Here is a 20,628-nt window from a genome sequence, read left to right as displayed (position 1 = left end):
CCTCTCTACAAACCGCCTGCGAATGCGTTGGGCGCAGGCTTGGTTGGCGATGAATCACCGATGCACCGCAGTTGGCCGGGGGCATCGGGTGTCGAGTCGCAAGGGTCAAGGAGTGGTGTCTGAATGGTAAATAGGATGCGTCTTTCTGTGGTATAGGAGAATTCGTCTTTACCATCCAGGCCCTGACGCCCAAGGCATTCAGGTACTACCTCAGTGGCTGGCACGGGCTTCGCCCCTGTTCGCGGGCAAGCCCACTCCCACAGGAGAAATGCAAAACCTGTCGATTTGCCCGCGAAGGGGCCGCCATAGCAAAACAGCATCGCCGGACGAATTTAAGTCACCCTCACGACAAATGGAGTACATCTGTACTCTTCCCCATGTTTTCGCGCCACCCCTGCAGCAACACCGCCAGTGCCGCCATCCCCGCCGGTACCAGCAGCGAGGCGAATACCTGGGCGAAACTCCACCCAGCGCCAGCATCTGGGCACCGGCAAAGGCGCTGAGGATGGCACCGAAACGGCCGATGCCACTCATCCAGCTGGCCCCGGTGGCACGCGCCTCGGTCGAGTAGAACGCCGCCGCCAGGGCATTCATGCCCACGCTCGCGCCGTCCAGGCCAAAACCCACGGCCGAGGCGATGGCGCAGAGCCAGGCGAAATCACCGGCCACCTGGCCAATGGCGAAAATCACCGCGCCACTGAACAGGAAGGTCAGCATCAGCACCCGTTGCGGGTGGCAGCGGTCCATCGCCCAGCCCACCGAAACTGCACCGACCGGCCCGCCGATCTGGAAGCAGGCAGTGACGATGGCCGCTTACGACACCGAGAAGCCACCTCCCTCCTTCACCAGCGTCTGCAACCAGCCGCTGAACAGATAGACCAAGAACAGCGCCAGTACATAGCCCGTCCACAGCATCACCGTGCCGAAGCGATAGCGCGGCGAAAGGATGGTGCCAATCGCGCCGCCCTTGTGCGTACTGGCGGCGGGCACCACGAAGGTGCTGTCGGGCCCGCAGTGTGCCGGTGCCAGGCGCTAGACGATACGCCGGATGCGCTGCGGGTCGGCACTCTGGCTGACCAGGAAGGTAACCGACTCGGGCAGGCGCCAGCACAGCAACGGCAAGACCAGCAGCGGCAACACCCCGCCCAGCGCCAGCACGCTGCGCCAGCCCAGGTTGGGGATCATCCAGGCGCTGACGAAGCCGCCCAGCGCCGCACCCAGCGAAAAGCCGCAAAACGCCAGGGTGATCAACAGCGAGCGGCTGCGCGCCGGGGCGTATTCACTGACCAGGGTGCTGGCGTTGGGCATCGCCGCGCCCAGGCCCAGGCCGGTGAGAAAGCGCAGTGCGACCAGGGTTTCCAGGTTGGGGGAAAAGGCCGAGGCCAGGGTCCACAGGCCGAACAGCAGCACGCTGCCGAGCAGTACCGCCTTGCGCCCGTAACGATCGGCCAAGGGGCCTGCGACCAGGGCGCCGAGGGCCAGGCCGATCAGCGCGGCGCTGAGCACCGGGCCGAGGGCCTGGGCACCGAGTTGCCATTCGCTTTTCAATTGCGGGGCGATGAAGCTGCCAGTGAACTGGGCATGACCCTGGCGACGCTGGGGCGCTTGTGCCAGGAGCATCTGGGAATGACCCCGATGATCAACGCCCGGCTGGTGCTGGAGGCCAAGCGGGTGCTGGGGCATTCGGATGCGAGCGTGAAGGCGATTGCCCATGAACTGGGCTTTGCCGATGTGGGGTACTTCAGCCGGTTCTTTCGCAAGCAGTGTGGGGTGAGCCCGAGTGCGTTTCGTGGTGACAAACCTGGTTGAGGTACTGTCTGTGCTAATACCCCGTCATCTCCAGATACCCCCGCCCTTGAGCGCTGCCACTCACCCGCACCGGCCCTTCCCAATAGGGGAACCGCGTGCCCATCCAGGCCTTGGTCTGCGCCGCCTCGACTTGCACGTCAAGTTGCACGGAGGGCACGTGAACCCGCCAGCGGGTCGGTACGCGCTTGCCGTTGGCCTGGTCGCTCCAGGCCAGTGGCGTCAACTCGACCTCAGCCCCCTGCAACGCGCGCACCTGCCCGCCAGGGCCAACCCAGGTGCCGGCGCGGTACGGCGGCCCCTGGTCTTCACGCACCTGAAACAGCATCAGCTTGGCGCCACTGCCCAGGTGCAGCGAAAACCAGTCCCAGCCGCTTTGCCCGGCCGCCAGCGGCTGGCTGCTCCACTCCCGGTCAAGCCAGGCCTGCCCGGTCACCGGGATGCGTTGCCCGTCCCGTTCGACCTCGCCGCTGACTTGGTAGAACGGCTGGCTGTAATAGTACGAAGCCTGGCCTTTGCCGGACTTCTCGCTGTAACCATGATCGCCGTGCAGCACCAGCGGCTGGTCGCTGGCCAGGGTCAGGTCGTAGCGAAAGCCCTGGCCGCTGGCACGCATCTGCAGGCGGCGGATGCTGTCGTCGCCTTGCAGCGACCAGTCGTTGATCCATGCGCGGAACGGCCCGGTCTCCACACCGGCCTGGCCGATGCCGCCGCGTGCCAGCGCTTCGCTGACCTGGTGGCCACTCGGGTCGGTCAGGGCGGCATGGCCCATCCACAGGTTGGGGCTGTTCCAGCCTTGGGTCTCGGGGCCGGGGCGCAGGGCCGAGCGGAACAGCGTCCATTGCACGCCCCAGTCACGGCCCTGGGCATCGCGCAGGTTGGCGGTGACGTACCACCATTCAATGCGATAGCCGTCGTGGGCGCCGTGGTCGCGAGGGAACACCAGCGCAGTGTTGCGCGTGACCTGCTTGAACGCCGCCGCCTCGGCACCGAGGCCGGCATAGCTCCTGGCCGGCGGCGCAGGCGCGTCACACCCGGCCAGCAGCAGGCCGGCCAGCAACAGCCAGGTTTCAACCCTCACTGGCGAACCTTCGCAACAGCTCGCCTGGCTGGCGCCGCGCCAATTGCCACAGCGGCCAAGCGCTGGCCAGAAGGCTGGTCAGCACGCCGAGCGCAGCCAGTTGCGCGAGCTGGCTGGCAAACACATGCCAGGGCAGCCGCCAGCCGAATGCCTGCACGTTTACCACCGCCACCAGGCACCAGGCCAGCAGCAACCCGAGGGGGATCGCCAGCAGCACGGTGAAACTGCTGAGCATCAACGTCTGGCCCAGGCTCAGCCAGGCCAGCCAGCGGCGTGGCACACCCAGTGCCCACAACGGTGCGAGCTGCCCAAGGCGCTGCTGGCCCAGGGTCAGCTGACTGATGAACAGCGCCACGCCAGCGACGCCGAGGGTGAGGCTGTTCAGGGCTGCGGTGACGGCAAAGGTACGGCTGAAAATCTGCGTCGACCAGGCTTTCAGGCTGGCCTGCTCGACCACTTGCGAATCGTCCAGGCCATAGCGCTGCTGCAAGGTGTCCTTGACCTTCGCAACCTGCCCGGGCCGAATCAGCAGGCTCAGGCCGCTCAGGCTGGCCGCCGCCGCATGCCTGAGCAGCCAGTCGGCATTGACCAGTACATGCCCTTTCGGGTTGCCGTAGTCGGCGTGAATGCCCACCACCCGCATGCTTTGCGGCGGCTCGCCCGGCAGTTGCACGGCATCCCCGACCCCAGCACCAAGGCGCCGCGCCAATTGCTCGCTGAGCATGGCGCCCTGCCCGTTGGCCAACTGCTCCCAGGCATCTGGCGCCTGCTCCAGCAGCGGCCAGTGGCTGCGGTAGAACGGATGATCGATCACCCCTTGCACCTGCACCGGCCACTGCAGCAGGCGCCATTCCACTCGCCAGCTTGGCAACACGCTGCTGACGTCAGGGTCTTGCTGCAGCCGCTGATAGATCTGCAGCGCCTGAGTGCCGTCGCGGGGTGTGACATACAGGTCCGCGGCCAGGCGCTGGTCGAGCCAGCCGACGAAGGTGCGGCGGAAACCTTCGGTCATACCGCCCACGCCGACGCTGGCGGCCAATGCCAGCAGCAATGCCATCAGCGCCAGGCTCAGCGCCGGCAATTGCTGACAGCTGTCGGCGACGAACCACTGCGCCAGCGGCCGCCGGGTATGCCGCGCCAGGCCAGCGAGCAACAGGGCCAGCACGCCCGGCAACAACAATGCGGCCGCCAGCAACAGCGCGGCAAGCAGGGTGAAGGCACTGGGCAGGCTGTAGCCGAAGGCGCCGCAGCCCAGGGCAACCATCGCCAACCCGGCCGCGGCCAGTGCCTGACGCTTCAGCCAGGGCACCTGGGCCAGGCGCCAGGCCTGCGGTTGAGCCAATGCCAGCAAGGGCAACCGGGCTGCGCGCAACAGGCTGTCGATACCGGCCAGCAAGGCGCCGAGCAGGCTCACGGCAATACCCACCAGCCACCAGTACAGCGGCAGGTGCAGGTGCCCGGAGACCTGGGCGCCGTAAAGGCCGCGCAGGCTGGAAGCAAAATCGGGCAGCAACAGCGCTGCCAGCAGGTAGCCCGCCGCCACACCTGCCAGGCCACCCACCACGGCGAACAACCCAAGCTCCAGGGCCAGGGCCGCCAGCAACACCCTCAGGCTGACACCACAGGCGCGCAAGGTGCGCATCAGGCCCCGTCGTTGCTCCAGCGCCAAGCCGATCGCCGCATGGGCGATGAACAACCCGACCACGAAAGCCAGCAGGCCGAGGGCCGTGAGGTTCAGATGAAAGCTCGCGGTGAGGCGTTGCAGGTCGGTGTCATCGTCCGCTGGCTGTACCTGCAAACGTTCGACGAAGGCCGGCGGCAGAGGCTGGTTGGTGTCGCTGATCAGCCGTGAAAGCTGACCCGGCGCATCCAGCAAAGCCTGTGCCACGCCGATATCGACCAGCATTACGCCGGGCGCCAACTGTTCATTGAGGATCAGCGGCGGCAACGCCTGGCCATCGACCGTGCGCGGCCTACCCGTTAGTAGGCGCAGTGTGTCCGGCCCGACCCAGGCTTGCCCCGGTGTGCCGATGAAGGCCTGCAAGTCGAAGCTCGCCGGGTCGGCACCGGCGACGGCCATACCCGGCAGCAGGCTCAGCGGCTCGATGCCGATCAGCCTGACGGCCACGGCTGGCTCGCCGGCCAGGCGCAAACGCCCCTCCAGCACTGGCGTCACCTGCCAGCCTTGCCTGCGCAGTTGCACATACAGCGCCTGGTCGAAGTGCTGCCCATCGCGGGCAACGATCTGCAGGTGCGCCGCCCCGCTCAGCACGGCGCTGGCCTGGGCATAGTCGCTGCGCGCCTGGGCATTGAGGGCCTGCACACCGGTCCACAAGGCCGTGGCCAGCCACAGGCCGGTGAAGATGCTGAGGCACTGCAGGCGGTGGCGCCACCAGTGGCTGCCCAGCGCCTGCAGGGCAATCAGCAGGTTGCTCATGAGGCTTGCACCCGGCCCTGGTGCAACACGCAGCGACGCTGCAGGCAGGCAGCCAGGCGCGGGCTGTGGGTGACCATCAGCACGCTGCTTCCGGCCTCGCCGACCAATTGCAGAAGCAAGGCAAGCACCTCGTCGCTGCTGGCTTCATCAAGGCTGCCGGTGGGCTCGTCGGCAAGCAACAGCGCCGGCCGGCTGGCCAGTGCCCGGCCGATGGCGACCCGTTGCTGCTGGCCGCCCGACAACTGCTCTGGATAGCGGTCCAGTAAAGCCGCCAAGCCCAGGCGCTCGGCCAGGTAGGCCAGCCATTGCGGGTCGTGGCGCTTGGCCAGGCGCGCCTGGAAGGCCAGGTTGGCCGCCACGTCGAGGCTGCTGATCAGGTTGTACTGTTGGAACACCAGGCCGATGCCCTCCCGACGCCAGCGGGCCAGGGCGGCTTCGCCGTGGCCGTGCAGGGGTTCGCCGTCGATGAGGATGCGCCCGCTGTCGGCACGGTCGAGGCCGGCGACCAGGTGCAGCAAGGTGCTTTTGCCGCTGCCGGATTCGCCCATCAGGGCCAGGCTGCTGCCGCGCGAGAGGGACAGGTCGACGCCACGCAGGACCTGGAGCGGGCCTTGGGCGGTGGGGAAGGATTTGTGCAGGTGCTCGATGACCAGCATGGGGGCTTTGGCCTTTTTCTAAGGTCAGACCTTAGGCATAGCTGCATTTAGCGCTTGCTGGCAAATGGATGGGTTGCATTCGAGGGCCTCTTCGCGGGTAAACCCGCTCCCAAAGGAATCACCTCAGACTTGAAGTCTGTGCAGTACCTGTGGGAGCGGGTTCACCCGCGAAGAGGCCCTTAAAAGCGACCTAGTTCACAAACGCATGCTGCACTTCCCCGACAGTCGCCGCCAGGCTGTTCAGGTGCAGGCTCAACACCCGCTCCACCGGTGCCTGGTCCAGCGGCCAGTGCAAGGCAATGCTCCCGGCCAGCTGCCCCTGCACCCGCACCGGCAAGGCGATCGCCCGGATCAGGAACGGCAAGCGCACTGGATACTCCCAATAGCCTTCGGTACGCTGCCCGAAGCCCTTGTGCGCATCCCCTTCCAGGTCGCGCATCAGCGCTTCACCCCCCACCCATTCATGCCCGGCCAGGCGCCGCACCTCGTCCACCGCCAGCTCCTTCAGGCACGCCCGGCCCATTGCCGAATGGAACAGGCTGGCATGCTGGCCGACAATCTGGCAGTTGCTCGGATAGCGTTTGCGCAACACCTGGGGAATCGCGCTTTCCATCACCTCCAGCCGCTCGCCGTCGAAGCACGACAGGTCAACCACCAGCCCGGTGCGCTCGCTCAGTTCCAGCAGCAGCGGCGCGGCGCTTTCCACCAGCTGGCGCTTGAAGCGCTGCTGGCGGTCGCCGAACAGGCGGCGGGCGCACAGGCGGTAACGCCGGTCGCTCAGGCCACGGTAGACCCAGCCCTGCTCCTGCAAGGTGGCGAGCATGCGCGACGCCGTGGCCTTGGGCAGGCCAGTGAGGTAATGCAACTCTTCCAGGCCCAGGGCCTGATGCTCGCCAAGCAGCTCGACGATAGCCAGCGCGCGCTCCACCGAGCGCACGCCGCCGCTGTCTGTAGCTGTGCCCATGTCTTCGACCTCCCTGTCTGTGCGTGGATGGTCATCATGCCCAGCAAGATACGGGCCGGGCCAGCCCCTTCAGCGTGCCAACAGGCTCGGCGGCGGGCGCCGTTCCACCCAGCGGGTCAGCTGTTCATGGGCGTAGGCCAGCTGCAGCACGGCATGGTCGGCCTGGGCCGGGCCTATGATCTGCAGGCCCGTGGGCAACCCGGCGGCATTGAAACCGACCGGCACGCTCATGCTCGGCAGGCCGGCCAGGGTCGGCCCGATCACCACCTCCATCCAGCGATGATAGGTGTCCATGGTCCGCCCCCCAACCTGCTTCGGCCACGCCTCGGTTGCGTCGAAAGGGAACACCTGGGCCGAAGGCAACAGCAGGAAATCGTAACGCTCGAACAACCGGTTCAACGCCTGGTACCACGCGCTGCGGTCCACTGACGCCTGGTAGACAGCAGCGGCGCTGAGCTGCAAACCACCCTCCACTTCCCATTGCGCCTCGGGCTTGAGCAGCGCCCGCTTGCCTGGGTCGGCATAGGCCGCCGCCAGGTTGCCGTGCACCAGGAAGTGGCGGTGGGTGAGCCAGCATTGCCACAACCGGGCCTGATCGAACGCGGGCTGGCAGGCCTCGACTTCGCAGCCGAGCTCGGCGAAATCGGCCAGGGCCGCTTCGCACAGGCCCAGTACGCCATCTTCCATCGGCAGATAGCCGTCGTAATCACCCAGCCAGCCGATCCGCGCGCCCTTGAAGTCACGTTGCAGCCCGGCCGCGAAATCCCGCCCGCCTTCATTGAGCGACAACGGCACCCGCGGATCATACCCGGCCTGCACCGTCAGCAAGCGGGCGACATCGGTGACGCTGCGCCCCATCGGCCCCTCGGTGGCCAGCTGCTGCACGAACAGCTCCGGCGTCGGCCCATAAGGCACCCGCCCCAGCGACGGGCGCAGGCCGAACACATTGTTGAACGCCGCCGGGTTGCGCAGCGAACCCATCATGTCGCTGCCATCGGCCACCGGCAGCAGGCGCATGGCCAGCGCCGCCGCCGCGCCACCGCTGCTGCCACCGGCCACGCGGGTGGGGTCGTAGGCATTGGTGGTGGTGCCGAACAGCGTGTTGTAGCTCTGCGAGCCCAGGCCGAACTCCGGCACGTTGCTCTTGCCGAGGATGATCGCCCCGCTCGCCCGCACCCGCGCCACACTGATGGCGTCGTGTGCCGGCACCTGCCCGGCGAACAGCGGCGAGCCCAGGGTGGTGCGCAGCCCGGCGGTGGCGGCCAGGTCCTTGATCGCCTGGGGCATGCCGTGCATCCAGCCGCGTGACTGGCCGCGCGCCAGTTCGGCATCGCACCCATCGGCCTCGGCCAGCAATACATCGGCGCCGCGCAGCGACACCAGCGCATTGACCTGCGGGTTGTAGCGCTCGATATGGCCCAGGTAAGCCTGCATCACCTCGCGGCACGCCACCTGGCGGGCATGAATGGCCTTGGACAAGGCCTCGGCGTCGAGGGCGACGATCGGGTCGATGGCTAACGCGTTCACGGTTTCACTCCAAGGTTGTAGGCGACGGCCTTGCCGGCGCGCGGTGCTTCTTTCAGGCAATAGGTACCGAGCAGGGTCAGCAGGCAGGCGAACAGCACGTAGAAAGACGGCGCCACCGGGGTGCCGAGCACCTTGCTCAGCCAGGTGACGATCAACGGCGCAAAGCCGCCGAACACCATCACCGCCACGTTGTAGGCTACCGACACCCCCGTGGAACGCACCTCGACCGGGAACTGCTCGGCCAGGGCGGTCGGCGCCGGGCCGAAGAAACCGCCGATGGCGCTGCACAGCAGCAGCTGCATCACCAGCAGGCGCTCGATCGACGGCGCCGCAGCCACCCACACATACAGCGGGTAGACCATGACGAAGAACGCCAGGGTGAAGGCCATCAGCACCGGTCGCCGTCCGAGCCGGTCCGACAGCGCGCCGGCCAGGGGAATGACCACGGTCATCAGGCCCACCGCGAGCATCTGCACCAGCAGCACCTGGTCCAGCGGCAGGCCAAGGTTCTTGTGGGCAAAGGTCGGCATGTTCACCAGCACCACGTAGAACGACACCGTCGCGCCGCAGGCCAGGCCCATCGACACCAACAGGGCGCGGCGGTGCTCACGCAGTACCTGGCCCAGGCTTGGCTCCTGACCCTTGGCCTGCTTGCGTGCTTCCAGAAACTCCTCAGGTTCTTCCATGTGCTTGCGAATCCACAGTCCCACCGGGCCGATCAGCAAGCCGAGCACGAACGGGATCCGCCAGCCCCAGCTGTCCAGCGCCTCGGGCGTGCACAGGTGGGTGACCAGCGCGACCATCGCCGCCCCGGAGAACACCGCCAGGCACTGCCCCACCAACTGCCACGAGCCATACAGGCCCTTGCGGTTGGCCGGCGCGCTCTCCACCAGGAACGCCGTGGCACTGGCATACTCACCGCCGGTGGCAAAGCCCTGCAGCATGCGCGCGACCACGATCAGCAGCGGCGCCCCCATGCCGATGGCCAGGTAGCTGGGGGCGAAGGCGATCATGGCGATCGACACTGTCATCAGGCGGATGATCAGCTGCATCGCCGCCTTGCGCCCCTTGCGGTCGGAATACACACCCAGCAACACCCCGCCCACCGGGCGCATGAAAAAGCCCACGCCAAAGGTGGCCAGGGCCATCAACAACGAACTGTATTCATCGTCCGAGGGGAAGAACTGGCGGGCGATGATGCTCGCCAGAAAGCCATACACGATAAAGTCATACCACTCCAGCGCATTGCCGATGACCGCCGCGACCACTTGCCGGGTACGCGACGCGCCTGTATTGGAAATCTGCATGCGGAACACTCCATCTTCTGTTCAAGTGATCGCCCAGGCGCAGCCGCGCACGGGTTCCAGCGGCAGTCGTCAATACAGGGGAATCAGGCCGGCTTGAGCCAGCTCTCGGCCATGGCGCCCCAATAGGCGGCGCCGGTCAGCAGGATGTCGTCGTTGAAGTCATAGGCCGGGTTGTGCACCATCGGCCGCTGCACGCCGTTGCCGATGAACAGGTAGGCGCCCGGGCAGCGCTGCAGCATCCAGGCGAAGTCCTCGCTGCCCATCAGCTTGCGGGTGTTGCCGTCGACCTTGTCGGCGCCTAGCAGCGCTTCGCCGACCTGCTGGGCGAAGGCGTTTTCCGCGGCATGGTTGACCAGCACCGGATACGCCGGCCGGTGCTCGATGCTGGCCGTGCAGCCAAAGCTCTCGGCCTGGCTGACGATGATCGCCCGCACCCGCTCCAGGGTCTGCGCCCGTACCTGGGCATCCAGCGCCCGCAGGCTCAGGCGCAGCAGCGCCTGCTGCGGAATCACGTTGGCCGCCTCGCCCGCCTGCAGCGCGCCGACCGTGACCACCGCCGCCTCCTGGGCATCGATATTGCGCGCCACCACGGTCTGCAGCGCCATCACCACACTGGCCGCAGCCACCAACGGGTCGACCGTCAGGTGCGGCATCGAACCATGCCCGCCGACGCCCTCGATGGTCACCGTCAGCAGGTCCTGTGAAGCCATCATCGGCCCCTCACGGAAGCCCAGGTGCCCTGCCGGCAGCCCCGGCATGTTGTGCATACCGAACAGCGCATCACAGGGGAAGCGCTCCAGCAGCCCATCGGCGAGCATCGCCTCGGCCCCACCCTGGCCCTCCTCGGCCGGCTGGAAGATCAACGTCAGCGTGCCATCGAACTGCCGCGTCGCCGCCAGGTAGCGCGCCGCACCCAGCAGCATGGTGGTGTGCCCGTCGTGGCCGCAGGCGTGCATGCAGCCCTGGTGGCGGCTGCTGTAGGCGGCGCCGGTGGCCTCGTGGATCGGCAGCGCGTCCATGTCGGCGCGCAGGCCCAGCTTGCGCGGGCTGCTGCCGTTGCGTAGCACGCCGACCACACCGGTCTTGCCGATGCCGGTGTGCACCTCGTAGCCCCACTGTTGCAGCAGCGTGGTGACCAGGGCCGAGGTGCGGCTTTCTTCAAAGCCGAGTTCAGGGTGAGCGTGGATATCGTGGCGGATGGCGTGCAGGTCGCTGGCCACGTCGTTGAGCCAGGCCAGGATGTGCTGGTGTTGCTGCATGGGGAATCTCCTCGCGCGGGTGGGTCCCGTTCTTGTTGTTCGCTTTGAGATCACGACGGGGAAGGCAGGTCGTGCTTGGCAACAGATAAGCGCGAGTGGCGAGGGAGTACAAACGAATGTGGTTCCACGCAGTGGAACTGCCTTAGAAAAAGTGATTGCAGAGCGCGTACCCTGCCGCCAGCACCCAGAGGTTCAGGAGGATCATGGAGAGGCTCCGCCCTTGCTGGCAACGCCTTGAACGGGCAACACAAGTGCCACCCTCACTACAACGGTCCGATGTCTCCTCAACCACTCAAATGGGTGCTCCCGAACCTTCCGTGACACTCACGAGCACGGCGTATTCCGTCGCGTTGCCATCACTCCGAAGCCATTGGCATTTGGCATGCGCACAATTTTTTTCGCGGTACAAATGAGACCTGGTTCACTTTTTTAGAAAAACTTTGAGCGCCGATTTTTACTGCTTTCTTGACACTTGAACCCCCTGACTTTGGGGGCCAAACCCCCATCTCCAATGCTCGATACTCATCGCCAATAGCATGGCGCCATCATTGCGCCGCATCACAAAACAGGGAAAAAATCGCGCCCCTCGCCGGAACTTCTTCCACAGCGGGGTGCCCTACTCGGCATTGCTGGCAACACGATATTCATGTGCCAGCACTCAAATTGCCGCAGCCGAGTGGCGCGATTTTAGGTCCACGCCATTGGCGTTTCAGGACGATCAAGCAGGCTCATGGACGATGTACCGATGACACAGACATTCGATGTCGAAGCACTGATCAAGCTGCGTGGCCAGACGCGGGCGATCTCCGATGCGCTGAAGGCGCAGGCGGCGGATTACCTTGCCACCGTGGCACCGCTGATCCGTCCGCAGACCCTGTTTGGCGAATACCTGCAAGGCGCCCAGCGCAGCAGCGGGCGCGAAACCCAGGGGCATTTCCAGTCGTTGATCGAACTTTACGAGCGCATCGGCTCGGCCGCGCCGTTCCAGCTGGTCAGCGAGCTGGAAGTGCCGCTCAACCTGATCAGCACCACCCCCGAACTGTTCCCGCTGGAATACGACAAGGTCCTCGAACAGAGCGGCCAGGTCATCCGCATCACCAGCCCGACGCGCTGGGTGGTGGGCTACCACGCCTTCGACCTGGCGCAGTTCCGCAACGTCATCAAAGACCCCAACCGCAGCAGCGCCGAGCTGTACCGCTTCGTGGTGCACTACCTGGTGCTGTTCTATTGCCTGAGCAAGTCGCCGGGCCTTGGTCGGCTGTTTGAAGGGCTGCGCTATGGCCTGAGCTTCGAGCGCCTGAAGGGCTTCGGCGACCTGCCGTTCTGCGTGGTCAGTTCGCCGGTGCGTTCGGCACTTCCCGACGACTCGGTCATCCGTAGCAGCACGCAGATTGCCGGCAACACCAGCTTCGAAGAATTGGTGGGCCGCGACAACATTCTGGAAATGAACGACGACATCCGTCAGCGCCTGCTGCTGACGATCGAAGGACTGTAACGCGCGCCCCCGGCAACGGGCCGCGCAATGATTCGCAGCGAATTGCTCGCACTGGAGAACACGATGGCGAAGAAGGAAAGCACCCAGCACAAACTCGACCGCGTTCGCGCACCTCGGGTCCACATCACCTACGACGTGGACATCGGCGATGCGCTCGAAAAAAAGGAGCTGCCCTTCGTCGTCGGCGTGCTGGGCGACTTCTCCGGCAACCCGCTGGAGCCGCTACCCAAGCTCAAGGACCGCAAGTTCGTCTTCATTGACCGCGACAACTTCAACAGTGTGCTCAAGGGTATCAAACCGCGCCTGACCTACCGCGTCGACAACACCCTGGCCAACAACGGCACTCAGCTGGGCGTCGAGCTCAACTTCAACACCCTCGAAGACTTCGAGCCACAGAACGTGGTCAAGCAGGTCGAGCCGCTGCGCAAGCTGCTGGAGGTGCGTAACAAGCTGGCCGACCTGCGCAACAAGATGGGCGGCAACGACAAGCTCGAAGAACTGCTGATGGACGTGCTGCAGAACACCGAGAAGCTGAAAACCCTGGGCAAGGAATTCGGACGCGAAGCCGCCGTACCTGCCAACGAAGGCAAAGAGTAAGCAGGAGCCAGACGATGACCGACAAGCAAGCATTGCCCCAGCATGAAACCGACTTGGTCGAAGTCGAAAACTTCGCGCCCCAGGCCTCCCTGCTCGACAGCATCATTTCCGAAAGCCGTGTGGCCCGCTCGGAAACCGAGCGCAGCCGCACCCGTGACCTGATCGGCGAACTGGTCGGCCAGGTACTGGAGGGCGAACTGACGCCCAGCAAGGACCTGATCGCCGTACTCGACGCACGTATCGCTGAAATCGACGCAATGCTCTCCGAGCAGATGAACGAGATCATGCACGCCAGCGAGTTCCAGCAGCTGGAGGCCTCCTGGCGCGGCCTGAAGTACCAGGTCGACCAGACCGAGACCAGCACCACGCTGAAGATCCAGTTGCTCAACGCATCGAAAAAGGACCTGGTCCGCGACCTCAAGGCCGCTTCCGAATTCGACCAGAGCGCGCTATTCAAGAAGATCTACGAAGAAGAGTACGGCACCTTCGGTGGCGCGCCGTTCGGCATGCTGGTGGGTGACTACGAGTTCACTCGCAGCCCCGAAGACATGTACCTGCTCGAAGAAATTTCCCACGTCGCCGCCGCCGCCCACGCACCGTTCATTTCTGCGGCATCGCCCGAGCTGTTCGGCTGGGACTCGTTCACCGACATGTCCGGCCCACGCGACCTGGCAAAGATCTTCGACACCGTCGAGTACGCCAAGTGGAAGTCGTTCCGCGCGTCCGAAGATTCGCGCTATGTCGGCCTGACCCTGCCGCACGTACTCGGCCGCCTACCCTACGGCCCGGATACCGTGCCCGTTGACGAGTTCAACTTCGTCGAGAGCGTCGATGGCCGCGACCACAACAAATACCTGTGGATGAACGCCGCCTACGCCCTGGGCACCCGCGTGACCGACGCTTTCTCCCGCTACGGCTGGTGTGTGGCGATCCGTGGCGTTGAAGGCGGTGGCCTGGTCGAAGGCCTGCCAACCCACACCTTCAAGACCGACGACGGTGAGATTGCACTCAAGTGCCCGACTGAAATCGCCATCACCGACCGCCGCGAGAAAGAGCTGTCCGACCTGGGTTTCATTCCCCTCGTGCACTGCAAAGGCACCGACTACGCCGCGTTCTTCGGCACACAGTCGACCCAGAAGCAGAAGCAGTACAACACCGACATCGCCAATGCCAACGCGCGGCTCTCGGCGCAGCTGCAGTACATCTTCGCCACCTCGCGTATCGCCCATTACATGAAGGCGATCATGCGCGACAAGATCGGCAGTTTCGCCTCGCGCAAGGACGTCGAGTCGTTCCTCAACGAATGGCTGGCCGACTACGTGCTGCTCGACGACACCGCCAGCCAGGAGGCCAAGGCCAAATTCCCGCTGCGCGAAGCCAGCGTCGAGGTGGTCGAGGTGCCTGGCAAGCCTGGAGCCTACAAAGCGGTTGCATTCCTGCGCCCGCACTACCAGCTCGACGAACTGACCGCCTCGCTGCGCCTGGTCGCCGAACTGCCGCAATCCACCCGTAGCTGATCGAACCCGAGCCAGGAAGGCGCTTTTCACCCATGAGCCGTAACTACCAATTAGTGCCAACACTGTTGGATCGCCTGCTTGATGACACCCCTCATCAGGCAAGCGAGGCGGTTTCCAGGCGGTTGTGCTCCCTGGCCGATTACAAGGCCAGCCTGATCCGCGACCTGGAGGTGCTGGTCAACACCCGTCAGTGCATGGTCGCCGAACGCCTCGGCGGCCATGGGCAACTGGCTGGCACCATCCTCGAATACGGCATGCCCGACTTCACCAGCAAGGGCGTGCTCAACCCCGAGGACCGGCGCCTGATCCAGGCCCAGCTGGAGCGTGCCATCACCGTTGGTGACAAGCGTTTTCGAGCGGTACGCGTACAACTGATGACCCAGCAGGTGGGCCACCGCATGCTGACCTTCCGGGTCGATGCCGTACTGCATCTGCAGGACGCCACCCGCCAGGTCTCGTTCGACGCCGTACTGCAGATCAATACCCAAGAATACAAAGTGCAGAACCTCAACTGATGCTCGACGATCTGCTGCCCTACTACGAAAAGGAACTCTCGCACCTGCGCTTTCTCGGCCAGGAGTTTGCCCGCGAGTACCCGAAAATCGCCTCGCGCCTGCTGATCGAGGGGGACAACTGTGAAGACCCCCACACCGAACGCCTGATCGAAGCGTTTTCGTTCCTTTCCGCGCGCATCCACAAGAAACTCGATGACGAATTTCCGGAAATCGTCGAAGCCTTCCTCGAGGTGCTTTACCCGCATTACCTGCGCCCGACACCGGCACTGTCGATTGCCGAGTTTTCCGCCGGCAACCGTTCGCCTTTGGCAGCTCGATACGACATCGCCCGCCATACCGAAGTCGCCTCACGCAATGTCGAGGGCGTTGCCTGCAGGTTCCGCACCTGCTACCCGGTGCAACTGTGGCCCGTGGCCGTACAGGACGCCTCTTTCGCCGAACTTGAACGCTCGGTGTTCAACGGCCATAGCGCCGACCTCGTGGCGCACCTGAAAATTGCACTGGTTGCCACCACCGACCTGCACTTCGGCCAGCTGGATATCCACTCGCTGCGTTTCTTCCTCGACGGTGAAAGCACGCTGATGCTGCAGCTTTACGAGCTGCTGTTCAACAACCTGGCCAAGGCCACCGTCAGCTTCACCGAAAACGGCCAGCGCCGGGAGATCGGCCTGCCGGCCGATGCCTTGCAGGCCGTCGGTTTCGAGCAGGATGACGGCCTGGTGGACTACTCGGCGCGCTCGTTTGCCGGCTACCGCTTGCTGCACGATTACTTCACCTTCCCCGACAAGTTCATGTTCTTCGACATTGGCGGGCTCAAGCGTAGCCTGGCCGGTCGCGACGCCCAGGCCATCGAGCTGAACTTCTACTTCGCCCACTTCGAGCTCGGCGAGCGCCTGGTACGCCTGGCGCAGAACCTGGGGCGGCACAACTTCAAACTCGGCTGCACACCGATCATCAACCTGTTCAAGCAGCAGGCCGAACCGATCAAGCTGACCCACACCCAGCATGAATACCCGGTCACCCCGGATGTACGCCTGCAGGGCAACGCCGAAGTGGTGTCGATCGACCGTGTGCAACGCGTGCGCAAGCTCGGCGGCCGGGACAAGGTCAGCGAGTGCAACCCGTTCTTCGAGCCACGTGGCGAGCTCGGCCCCGATGCCTGCTACTGGATCGGCCGCCGCCAGCCGTCGCGGCGCGGCAGCCAGAGCGGTACGGACATGGTGATCCGCGTGGTGGACCGGGAACTGGACCTGATCGACAGCAGCAGCGACACCCTCAGCATCGCCCTGACCTGCAGCAACCGCGACCTGCCGCAACTGCTCAGCTATGGCGGTAGCCAGAGTGACCTGAGCCTCGACCAGGACAGTGTGGTCGACACCATCCGCCTGCTGCGCAAACCCACCGCCACCGCGCGCGTGCCACTCGGCGACGGTCTGATCTGGCGGCTCATCTCGCACCTGTCGCTGAATCACCTGTCGCTGGTGGCGCAGGGTAAGGAAGTGCTGCAGGAAATGCTCAGCCTCTACAACTACCGGCGCGGGTTGGCTGTGCGCAAGCAGATCGGCGGCATTCTGTCGATCAAGAGCGAACCGGTCGTCGCCCGCATCGGCCACCCAAGGCCGAACTTCGTCCGCGGCGTAGGCATCACCCTGGAACTCGACGAGAGCCAGTACATCGGCAGCGGCGTGTTCCTGTTCGGCAAGATCCTGGACCACTTCTTTGGCCAGTACTGCACCGTCAACAGCTTTACCCAATTGACCCTACGTACCCGTCAGCGGGAAAAGAGAATCGTACAATGGCCACCCAGAACCGGCGATCAGCCACTGGTCTGATCGACCAGGCGCGTGCCCAGCCCTACCGGTTCGAATTCTTCCAACTGGTGCGGCTGCTGCGCCTGCACTACAGCAGAGCGGGACGTATCGACCCGGAAACCCGGCCGCACGACGACCCGCTGCGCTTCCGTTCGCAGCTGTCGCTGGCGTTCCCGGTCAGCGAAGTGAGCGAGCTGAAGTTCGAGCGCGCCGAACGCACCAACGCAAACGATCAACCGCTGTCGGAGGTGCAGGTCACCTTCATGGGCCTGGTCGGCCCGTCCGGCGTGCTGCCACGGCCGTACACCGAGCTGCTGATCAATCGCCACGTCCAGCACCGCGACGATGCCGCGCACGCGTTCATGGACCTGTTCTCCCACCGCATGGTCGCGCAGTTCTACCAGGCCTGGCAGAAGTACAAGTTCCACATCGAGCACGAACGCAAAGGCAGTTCGGACTTCGAGCGCTACCTGCTGAGCATGGTGGGCTTTGGCGAGCAGGCGCGTCAGCGCAAGTTCACAAGCAAAGGTTCGGGCCTGCGCCACGAGCTGTTCAGCTACTTCGCCGGGTTGTTCAGCCAGCGCCCGCGCAACCCGCAGAACCTGCAAGCCATGCTCAGCTTCTATTTCGCCCTGCCCTTCACCCTGCGCCCGTTTGCCGGGCGCTGGCTGAAACTCGAACCTGAGCAATGCACGCGCCTGGGGCGGCAGAACGCCCAACTGGGGCAGAGCAGCGTGATCGGCAACCGCGTGTGGGACTACCAGTCGTGCGTGCGGATCGAAATCGGCCCGCTTGAGCTGGCCGACTACCAGCGCTTTCAGCCCGGCACCGAGGACTACCACAAGCTCGTGGAGCTGGTGCGTTTCTACCTCGGCCCCAGCCTGGACTTCGAACTGGCACCAATGCTCAAGCCCGAAGCTGTGCCGGTCGCCCGCCTGGGACGTGAAGGCGGTATGGCACTGGGCTGGCTGGGCTGGCTGAAACGCCCTGGCAGCCAGGTCGAACCTGCGCGCTGCGGCATTTTTAGTATTCCTTTTGATGGGGTCTCGCTGTGAACCTTAAGTCACTGTTTGCCAAGCTCAACGACACCTGCCGCGGCGCCACGGAAAGCGCGGCCGCGCTGTGCCTGGCCGAGCGTCACTACGAAGTGGACATCGAGCACGTGCTGCTGCAACTGCTCGAAGGCGATGACAACGACCTGCTGCCCGTGCTGCGCCACTACGATGTGGTGGTCGAGCGGTTGCAGTCACAGCTTGCCAACGCCCTGCAGGGCTTCAAGACCGGTAATACCCGTACCCCGGCGTTGTCGCCGCACATCACCCAGCTGATCGAGCGCGCCTGGGTGCTGGCCTCGATCGAATATGGCACCAGCCAGATTCGCAGTGGCTACCTGCTGCTGGCCCTGCTCGATGACGCTGACCTGCGTCGCCTGCTGCTGGCCAGCGCGGCAGAGCTGGGCAAGATCAACGTCGACGACCTGCGCGCCAACCTCCAGGCCTTGACCAGCGCCAGTGGCGAAGCCCAGCAGGCCGCGGCTTTGCCGGCCGACGCCAGCGGCCCTGCCCCACTGCGGGGCACGGGCAAGACGCCAGCGCTGGACCAGTACACCGTCGACCTGACCCGCAATGCCCGCGAAGGCTGGATCGACCCGGTGCTAGGTCGCGAATTCGAGGTCCGGCAGATGGTCGACATCCTCACCCGCCGCCGGCAGAACAACCCGATCCTCACCGGGGAAGCCGGAGTCGGCAAAACAGCCGTGGTCGAAGGCCTGGCATTGCGCATCGCCCAGGGCGACGTGCCGGAGCCGCTCAAGGGCGTTGCCATCCATACCCTCGACCTGGGCTTGCTGCAAGCCGGTGCCGGCATCAAGGGCGAGTTCGAGAACCGCCTGAAATCGGTGATCGAGGAAACCAAGCGCAGCGTGCACCCGATCATCCTGTTCATCGACGAAGCCCACACCCTGATCGGCTCCGGTGGCCAGGCCGGGCAGAACGATGCCGCCAACCTGCTCAAGCCGGCGCTGGCACGTGGCGAGCTGCGCACCATCGCTGCGACCACTTGGGCTGAGTACAAGAAGTACTTCGAAAAAGACGCCGCCCTCGCCCGTCGCTTCCAGGTGGTCAAGGTCGAAGAACCTGAAGAAGACCAGGCCATCTACATGCTGCGCGGCCTGCTGGAAAAGATGCAGAGCCACCACCGGGTGGCGGTGATGGACGATGCGCTGGTCCAGGCCGTACGCCTGTCCAGCCGCTACATCACCGGCCGGCAACTGCCGGACAAGGCCGTCAGCGTGCTCGACACGGCCTGCGCCCGGGTTGCCCTGGGCCAGACCTCGCAGCCCGGTCGCCTTGAAGACTGCCTGCGCCTGGTCGACAACCTGCGCAGCGAAATCGACCTGCTTGAGCAAGAGCAAAGCAAAGGCAGCGACCACCAGCGCCGCCTCGCGCAGCTGCACGAACAGGTCGAACAGGCCGGCCAGCGCCAGCAGCGCCTGGAGCAGCAGTGGCAGCGTGAGTTGGAACTGGTCAAGCAGATCCATGCCTTGAGCGAAGCCAGCGACTGCGACCACCGCGCGGCCCTGGCCGAACTGCGGGTGCAACTGGCCGATGTCCAGGGTGAAGAGCCGCTGGTCCATGCCCTGGTCGATGGCGCCACCATCGGTGAAGTGATTTCCGGCTGGACCGGCATCCCCCTGGGCAAGATGCTGCGCGACGAGATCGACACCGTGCAGCGCCTGCCAGCATTGATGGCCGAGCGCGTGCTGGGCCAGGATCATGCCCTGCACGAGATCGGCAAGCGCATCAAGATTTCCCGGGCGCGCATGGAAGACCCGAACAAGCCGATCGGCGTGTTTCTGCTGCTCGGCCCTAGCGGCGTGGGCAAGACCGAGACCGCGCTGGCCCTGGCCGACACCCTGTACGGCGGCGAGCGCAATGTCATCACCATCAACATGTCCGAGTACCAGGAAGCGCACACCGTTTCCAGCCTCAAGGGCTCGCCACCCGGTTATGTCGGCTACGGCGAAGGGGGCGTGCTGACCGAAGCGGTACGGCGCAAGCCTTACAGCGTGGTGCTGCTCGACGAGGTGGAGAAAGCCCACCCGGATGTACTCGAACTGTTCTTCCAGGTATTCGACAAAGGCGTCCTGGACGATGGTGAAGGGCGCGAGATCAACTTCCGCAACACCGTGATCATCCTTACCTCCAATGTCGGCACCGAGCACATCATGCGCACCTGCCTGGGCGCCGAGCAGGTACCGGCACCGGCACAGCTGGTCGACGACCTGCGTGACCAGCTCAACGGCGTGTTCAAGCCGGCCTTCCTCGGCCGCCTGAGCATCGTCCCCTACTACCCGGTGCAAGACGCCATCCTCGAGCGCATCGTCGGCCTCAAGCTGGAACGCATCCGCCAGCGTTTCGAGCGCAACCACCAGGCCCAGTTGCACTTCAGCCCGGCGCTGGTGCCGGCGATTGCCGCGCGCTGCACCGAGGTCGACAGCGGGGCGCGCAACATCGACAACATCCTCTCGGGCAGCCTCATGCCGGAGCTGGCCGAGCAGGTACTGGCACGCATGGCCGAAGATCAGCCGATCAACAGCCTGCGCATCGACCTGGATGAAGCCGGCGGCTTCGCCTACAGCCTGGCGTGAAGATGCA

General features: G+C 65.0%; 14 protein-coding genes and 2 pseudogenes. 8 read left to right on the top strand and 8 right to left on the bottom strand.

Annotated features, from left to right (window positions below):
- Positions 1–343 precede the first annotated feature (343 nt).
- Positions 344–1,563, bottom strand: a pseudogene (locus ACIPZ8_RS26660) (MFS transporter); the annotation flags it as partial.
- A gap of 3 nt (positions 1,564–1,566) precedes the next feature.
- Between ACIPZ8_RS26660 and ACIPZ8_RS26655 the strand changes: the two are divergent.
- Positions 1,567–1,809: pseudogene (locus ACIPZ8_RS26655) on the top strand (helix-turn-helix transcriptional regulator); the annotation flags it as partial.
- 13 nt (positions 1,810–1,822) lie between these two features.
- Here the strand turns inward: ACIPZ8_RS26655 and ACIPZ8_RS26650 are convergent.
- The 7 genes from ACIPZ8_RS26650 to ACIPZ8_RS26620 form a co-directional block, all read right to left on the bottom strand.
- Positions 1,823–2,887 (bottom strand): lipocalin-like domain-containing protein, encoded by a 1,065-nt coding sequence (locus tag ACIPZ8_RS26650; RefSeq protein ID WP_400729817.1) that lies wholly within the window; start codon positions 2,885–2,887, stop codon positions 1,823–1,825.
- Positions 2,877–5,324, bottom strand: a complete 2,448-nt coding sequence (locus ACIPZ8_RS26645) for an FtsX-like permease family protein (protein WP_400729815.1) — start codon at positions 5,322–5,324, stop codon at positions 2,877–2,879. Before ACIPZ8_RS26645 ends, ACIPZ8_RS26650 begins: the two co-directional genes overlap by 11 nt.
- Positions 5,321–5,980 (bottom strand): ABC transporter ATP-binding protein, encoded by a 660-nt coding sequence (locus ACIPZ8_RS26640; RefSeq protein WP_400729812.1) that lies wholly within the window; start codon positions 5,978–5,980, stop codon positions 5,321–5,323. Before ACIPZ8_RS26640 ends, ACIPZ8_RS26645 begins: the two co-directional genes overlap by 4 nt.
- Positions 5,981–6,170: 190 nt before the next feature.
- Positions 6,171–6,944: an IclR family transcriptional regulator gene (locus ACIPZ8_RS26635; protein ID WP_400729809.1), complete on the bottom strand. Its 774-nt coding sequence runs from the start codon at positions 6,942–6,944 to the stop codon at positions 6,171–6,173.
- Positions 6,945–7,013: 69 nt separating this feature from the next.
- Positions 7,014–8,471 carry an amidase gene (locus ACIPZ8_RS26630; RefSeq protein ID WP_400729806.1) on the bottom strand — a complete coding sequence of 486 codons (1,458 nt, stop codon included), beginning with the start codon at positions 8,469–8,471 and terminating at the stop codon, positions 7,014–7,016.
- Entirely contained in the window at positions 8,468–9,778 is a 1,311-nt protein-coding gene (locus ACIPZ8_RS26625) for a citrate-proton symporter (protein WP_400729803.1), read from the bottom strand. The genes ACIPZ8_RS26630 and ACIPZ8_RS26625 overlap by 4 nt, the downstream gene beginning before the upstream one ends.
- 83 nt (positions 9,779–9,861) lie before the next feature.
- The gene (locus ACIPZ8_RS26620; RefSeq protein ID WP_400729801.1) at positions 9,862–11,037 is read right to left on the bottom strand and encodes a M20 aminoacylase family protein; all 1,176 of its coding nucleotides are present in this window, start codon (positions 11,035–11,037) and stop codon (positions 9,862–9,864) included.
- A 745-nt stretch (positions 11,038–11,782) separates the two neighbouring features.
- Between ACIPZ8_RS26620 and ACIPZ8_RS26615 the strand changes: the two genes are divergently transcribed.
- The 7 genes from ACIPZ8_RS26615 to tssH all read left to right on the top strand — a co-directional run bounded on the left by ACIPZ8_RS26615 (position 11,783) and on the right by tssH (position 20,621).
- A complete protein-coding gene (locus ACIPZ8_RS26615) occupies positions 11,783–12,532 on the top strand; it encodes a hypothetical protein (RefSeq protein ID WP_400729798.1) in 750 nt (249 codons plus the stop codon).
- A 63-nt stretch (positions 12,533–12,595) separates the two neighbouring features.
- On the top strand, positions 12,596–13,129 hold the full coding sequence (tssB, locus tag ACIPZ8_RS26610; RefSeq protein WP_400729795.1) for a type VI secretion system contractile sheath small subunit: 534 nt from the start codon (positions 12,596–12,598) through the stop codon (positions 13,127–13,129).
- 14 nt (positions 13,130–13,143) lie between these two features.
- Positions 13,144–14,646, top strand: a complete 1,503-nt coding sequence (tssC, locus tag ACIPZ8_RS26605; protein ID WP_400729792.1) for a type VI secretion system contractile sheath large subunit — start codon at positions 13,144–13,146, stop codon at positions 14,644–14,646.
- A gap of 32 nt (positions 14,647–14,678) precedes the next feature.
- On the top strand, positions 14,679–15,161 hold the full coding sequence (tssE, locus tag ACIPZ8_RS26600; protein WP_400729789.1) for a type VI secretion system baseplate subunit TssE: 483 nt from the start codon (positions 14,679–14,681) through the stop codon (positions 15,159–15,161).
- A complete protein-coding gene (gene tssF / locus ACIPZ8_RS26595; RefSeq protein WP_400729786.1) occupies positions 15,161–16,993 on the top strand; it encodes a type VI secretion system baseplate subunit TssF in 1,833 nt (610 codons plus the stop codon). Before tssE ends, tssF begins: the two co-directional genes overlap by 1 nt.
- Positions 16,957–18,027, top strand: coding sequence for a type VI secretion system baseplate subunit TssG (gene tssG / locus ACIPZ8_RS26590; RefSeq protein WP_400729783.1), 1,071 nt, complete (start codon positions 16,957–16,959; stop codon positions 18,025–18,027). Before tssF ends, tssG begins: the two co-directional genes overlap by 37 nt.
- Positions 18,024–20,621 carry a type VI secretion system ATPase TssH gene (gene tssH, locus ACIPZ8_RS26585; RefSeq protein ID WP_400729780.1) on the top strand — a complete coding sequence of 866 codons (2,598 nt, stop codon included), beginning with the start codon at positions 18,024–18,026 and terminating at the stop codon, positions 20,619–20,621. Before tssG ends, tssH begins: the two co-directional genes overlap by 4 nt.
- Positions 20,622–20,628: the final 7 nt, after the last annotated feature.

Source organism: Pseudomonas sp. NPDC089422 (assembly GCF_044749405.1).
Classification (GTDB): domain Bacteria; phylum Pseudomonadota; class Gammaproteobacteria; order Pseudomonadales; family Pseudomonadaceae; genus Aquipseudomonas.
This window is presented reverse-complemented; position numbering and strand designations above follow the sequence as displayed.

Bases quoted from the DNA above. Each gene is read 5' to 3' on its own strand.
- tssF (WP_400729786.1), top strand. From the start codon at position 15,161: ATGCTCGACGATCTGCTGCCCTACTACGAAAAGGAACTCTCGCACCTG.
- ACIPZ8_RS26625 (WP_400729803.1), bottom strand. From the start codon at position 9,778: ATGCAGATTTCCAATACAGGCGCGTCGCGTACCCGGCAAGTGGTCGCG.
- ACIPZ8_RS26640 (WP_400729812.1), bottom strand. From the start codon at position 5,980: ATGCTGGTCATCGAGCACCTGCACAAATCCTTCCCCACCGCCCAAGGC.
- tssC (WP_400729792.1), top strand. From the start codon at position 13,144: ATGACCGACAAGCAAGCATTGCCCCAGCATGAAACCGACTTGGTCGAA.
- tssE (WP_400729789.1), top strand. From the start codon at position 14,679: ATGAGCCGTAACTACCAATTAGTGCCAACACTGTTGGATCGCCTGCTT.
- tssB (WP_400729795.1), top strand. From the start codon at position 12,596: ATGGCGAAGAAGGAAAGCACCCAGCACAAACTCGACCGCGTTCGCGCA.
- ACIPZ8_RS26615 (WP_400729798.1), top strand. From the start codon at position 11,783: ATGACACAGACATTCGATGTCGAAGCACTGATCAAGCTGCGTGGCCAG.
- tssG (WP_400729783.1), top strand. From the start codon at position 16,957: ATGGCCACCCAGAACCGGCGATCAGCCACTGGTCTGATCGACCAGGCG.
- ACIPZ8_RS26620 (WP_400729801.1), bottom strand. From the start codon at position 11,037: ATGCAGCAACACCAGCACATCCTGGCCTGGCTCAACGACGTGGCCAGC.
- ACIPZ8_RS26635 (WP_400729809.1), bottom strand. From the start codon at position 6,944: ATGGGCACAGCTACAGACAGCGGCGGCGTGCGCTCGGTGGAGCGCGCG.
- ACIPZ8_RS26645 (WP_400729815.1), bottom strand. From the start codon at position 5,324: ATGAGCAACCTGCTGATTGCCCTGCAGGCGCTGGGCAGCCACTGGTGG.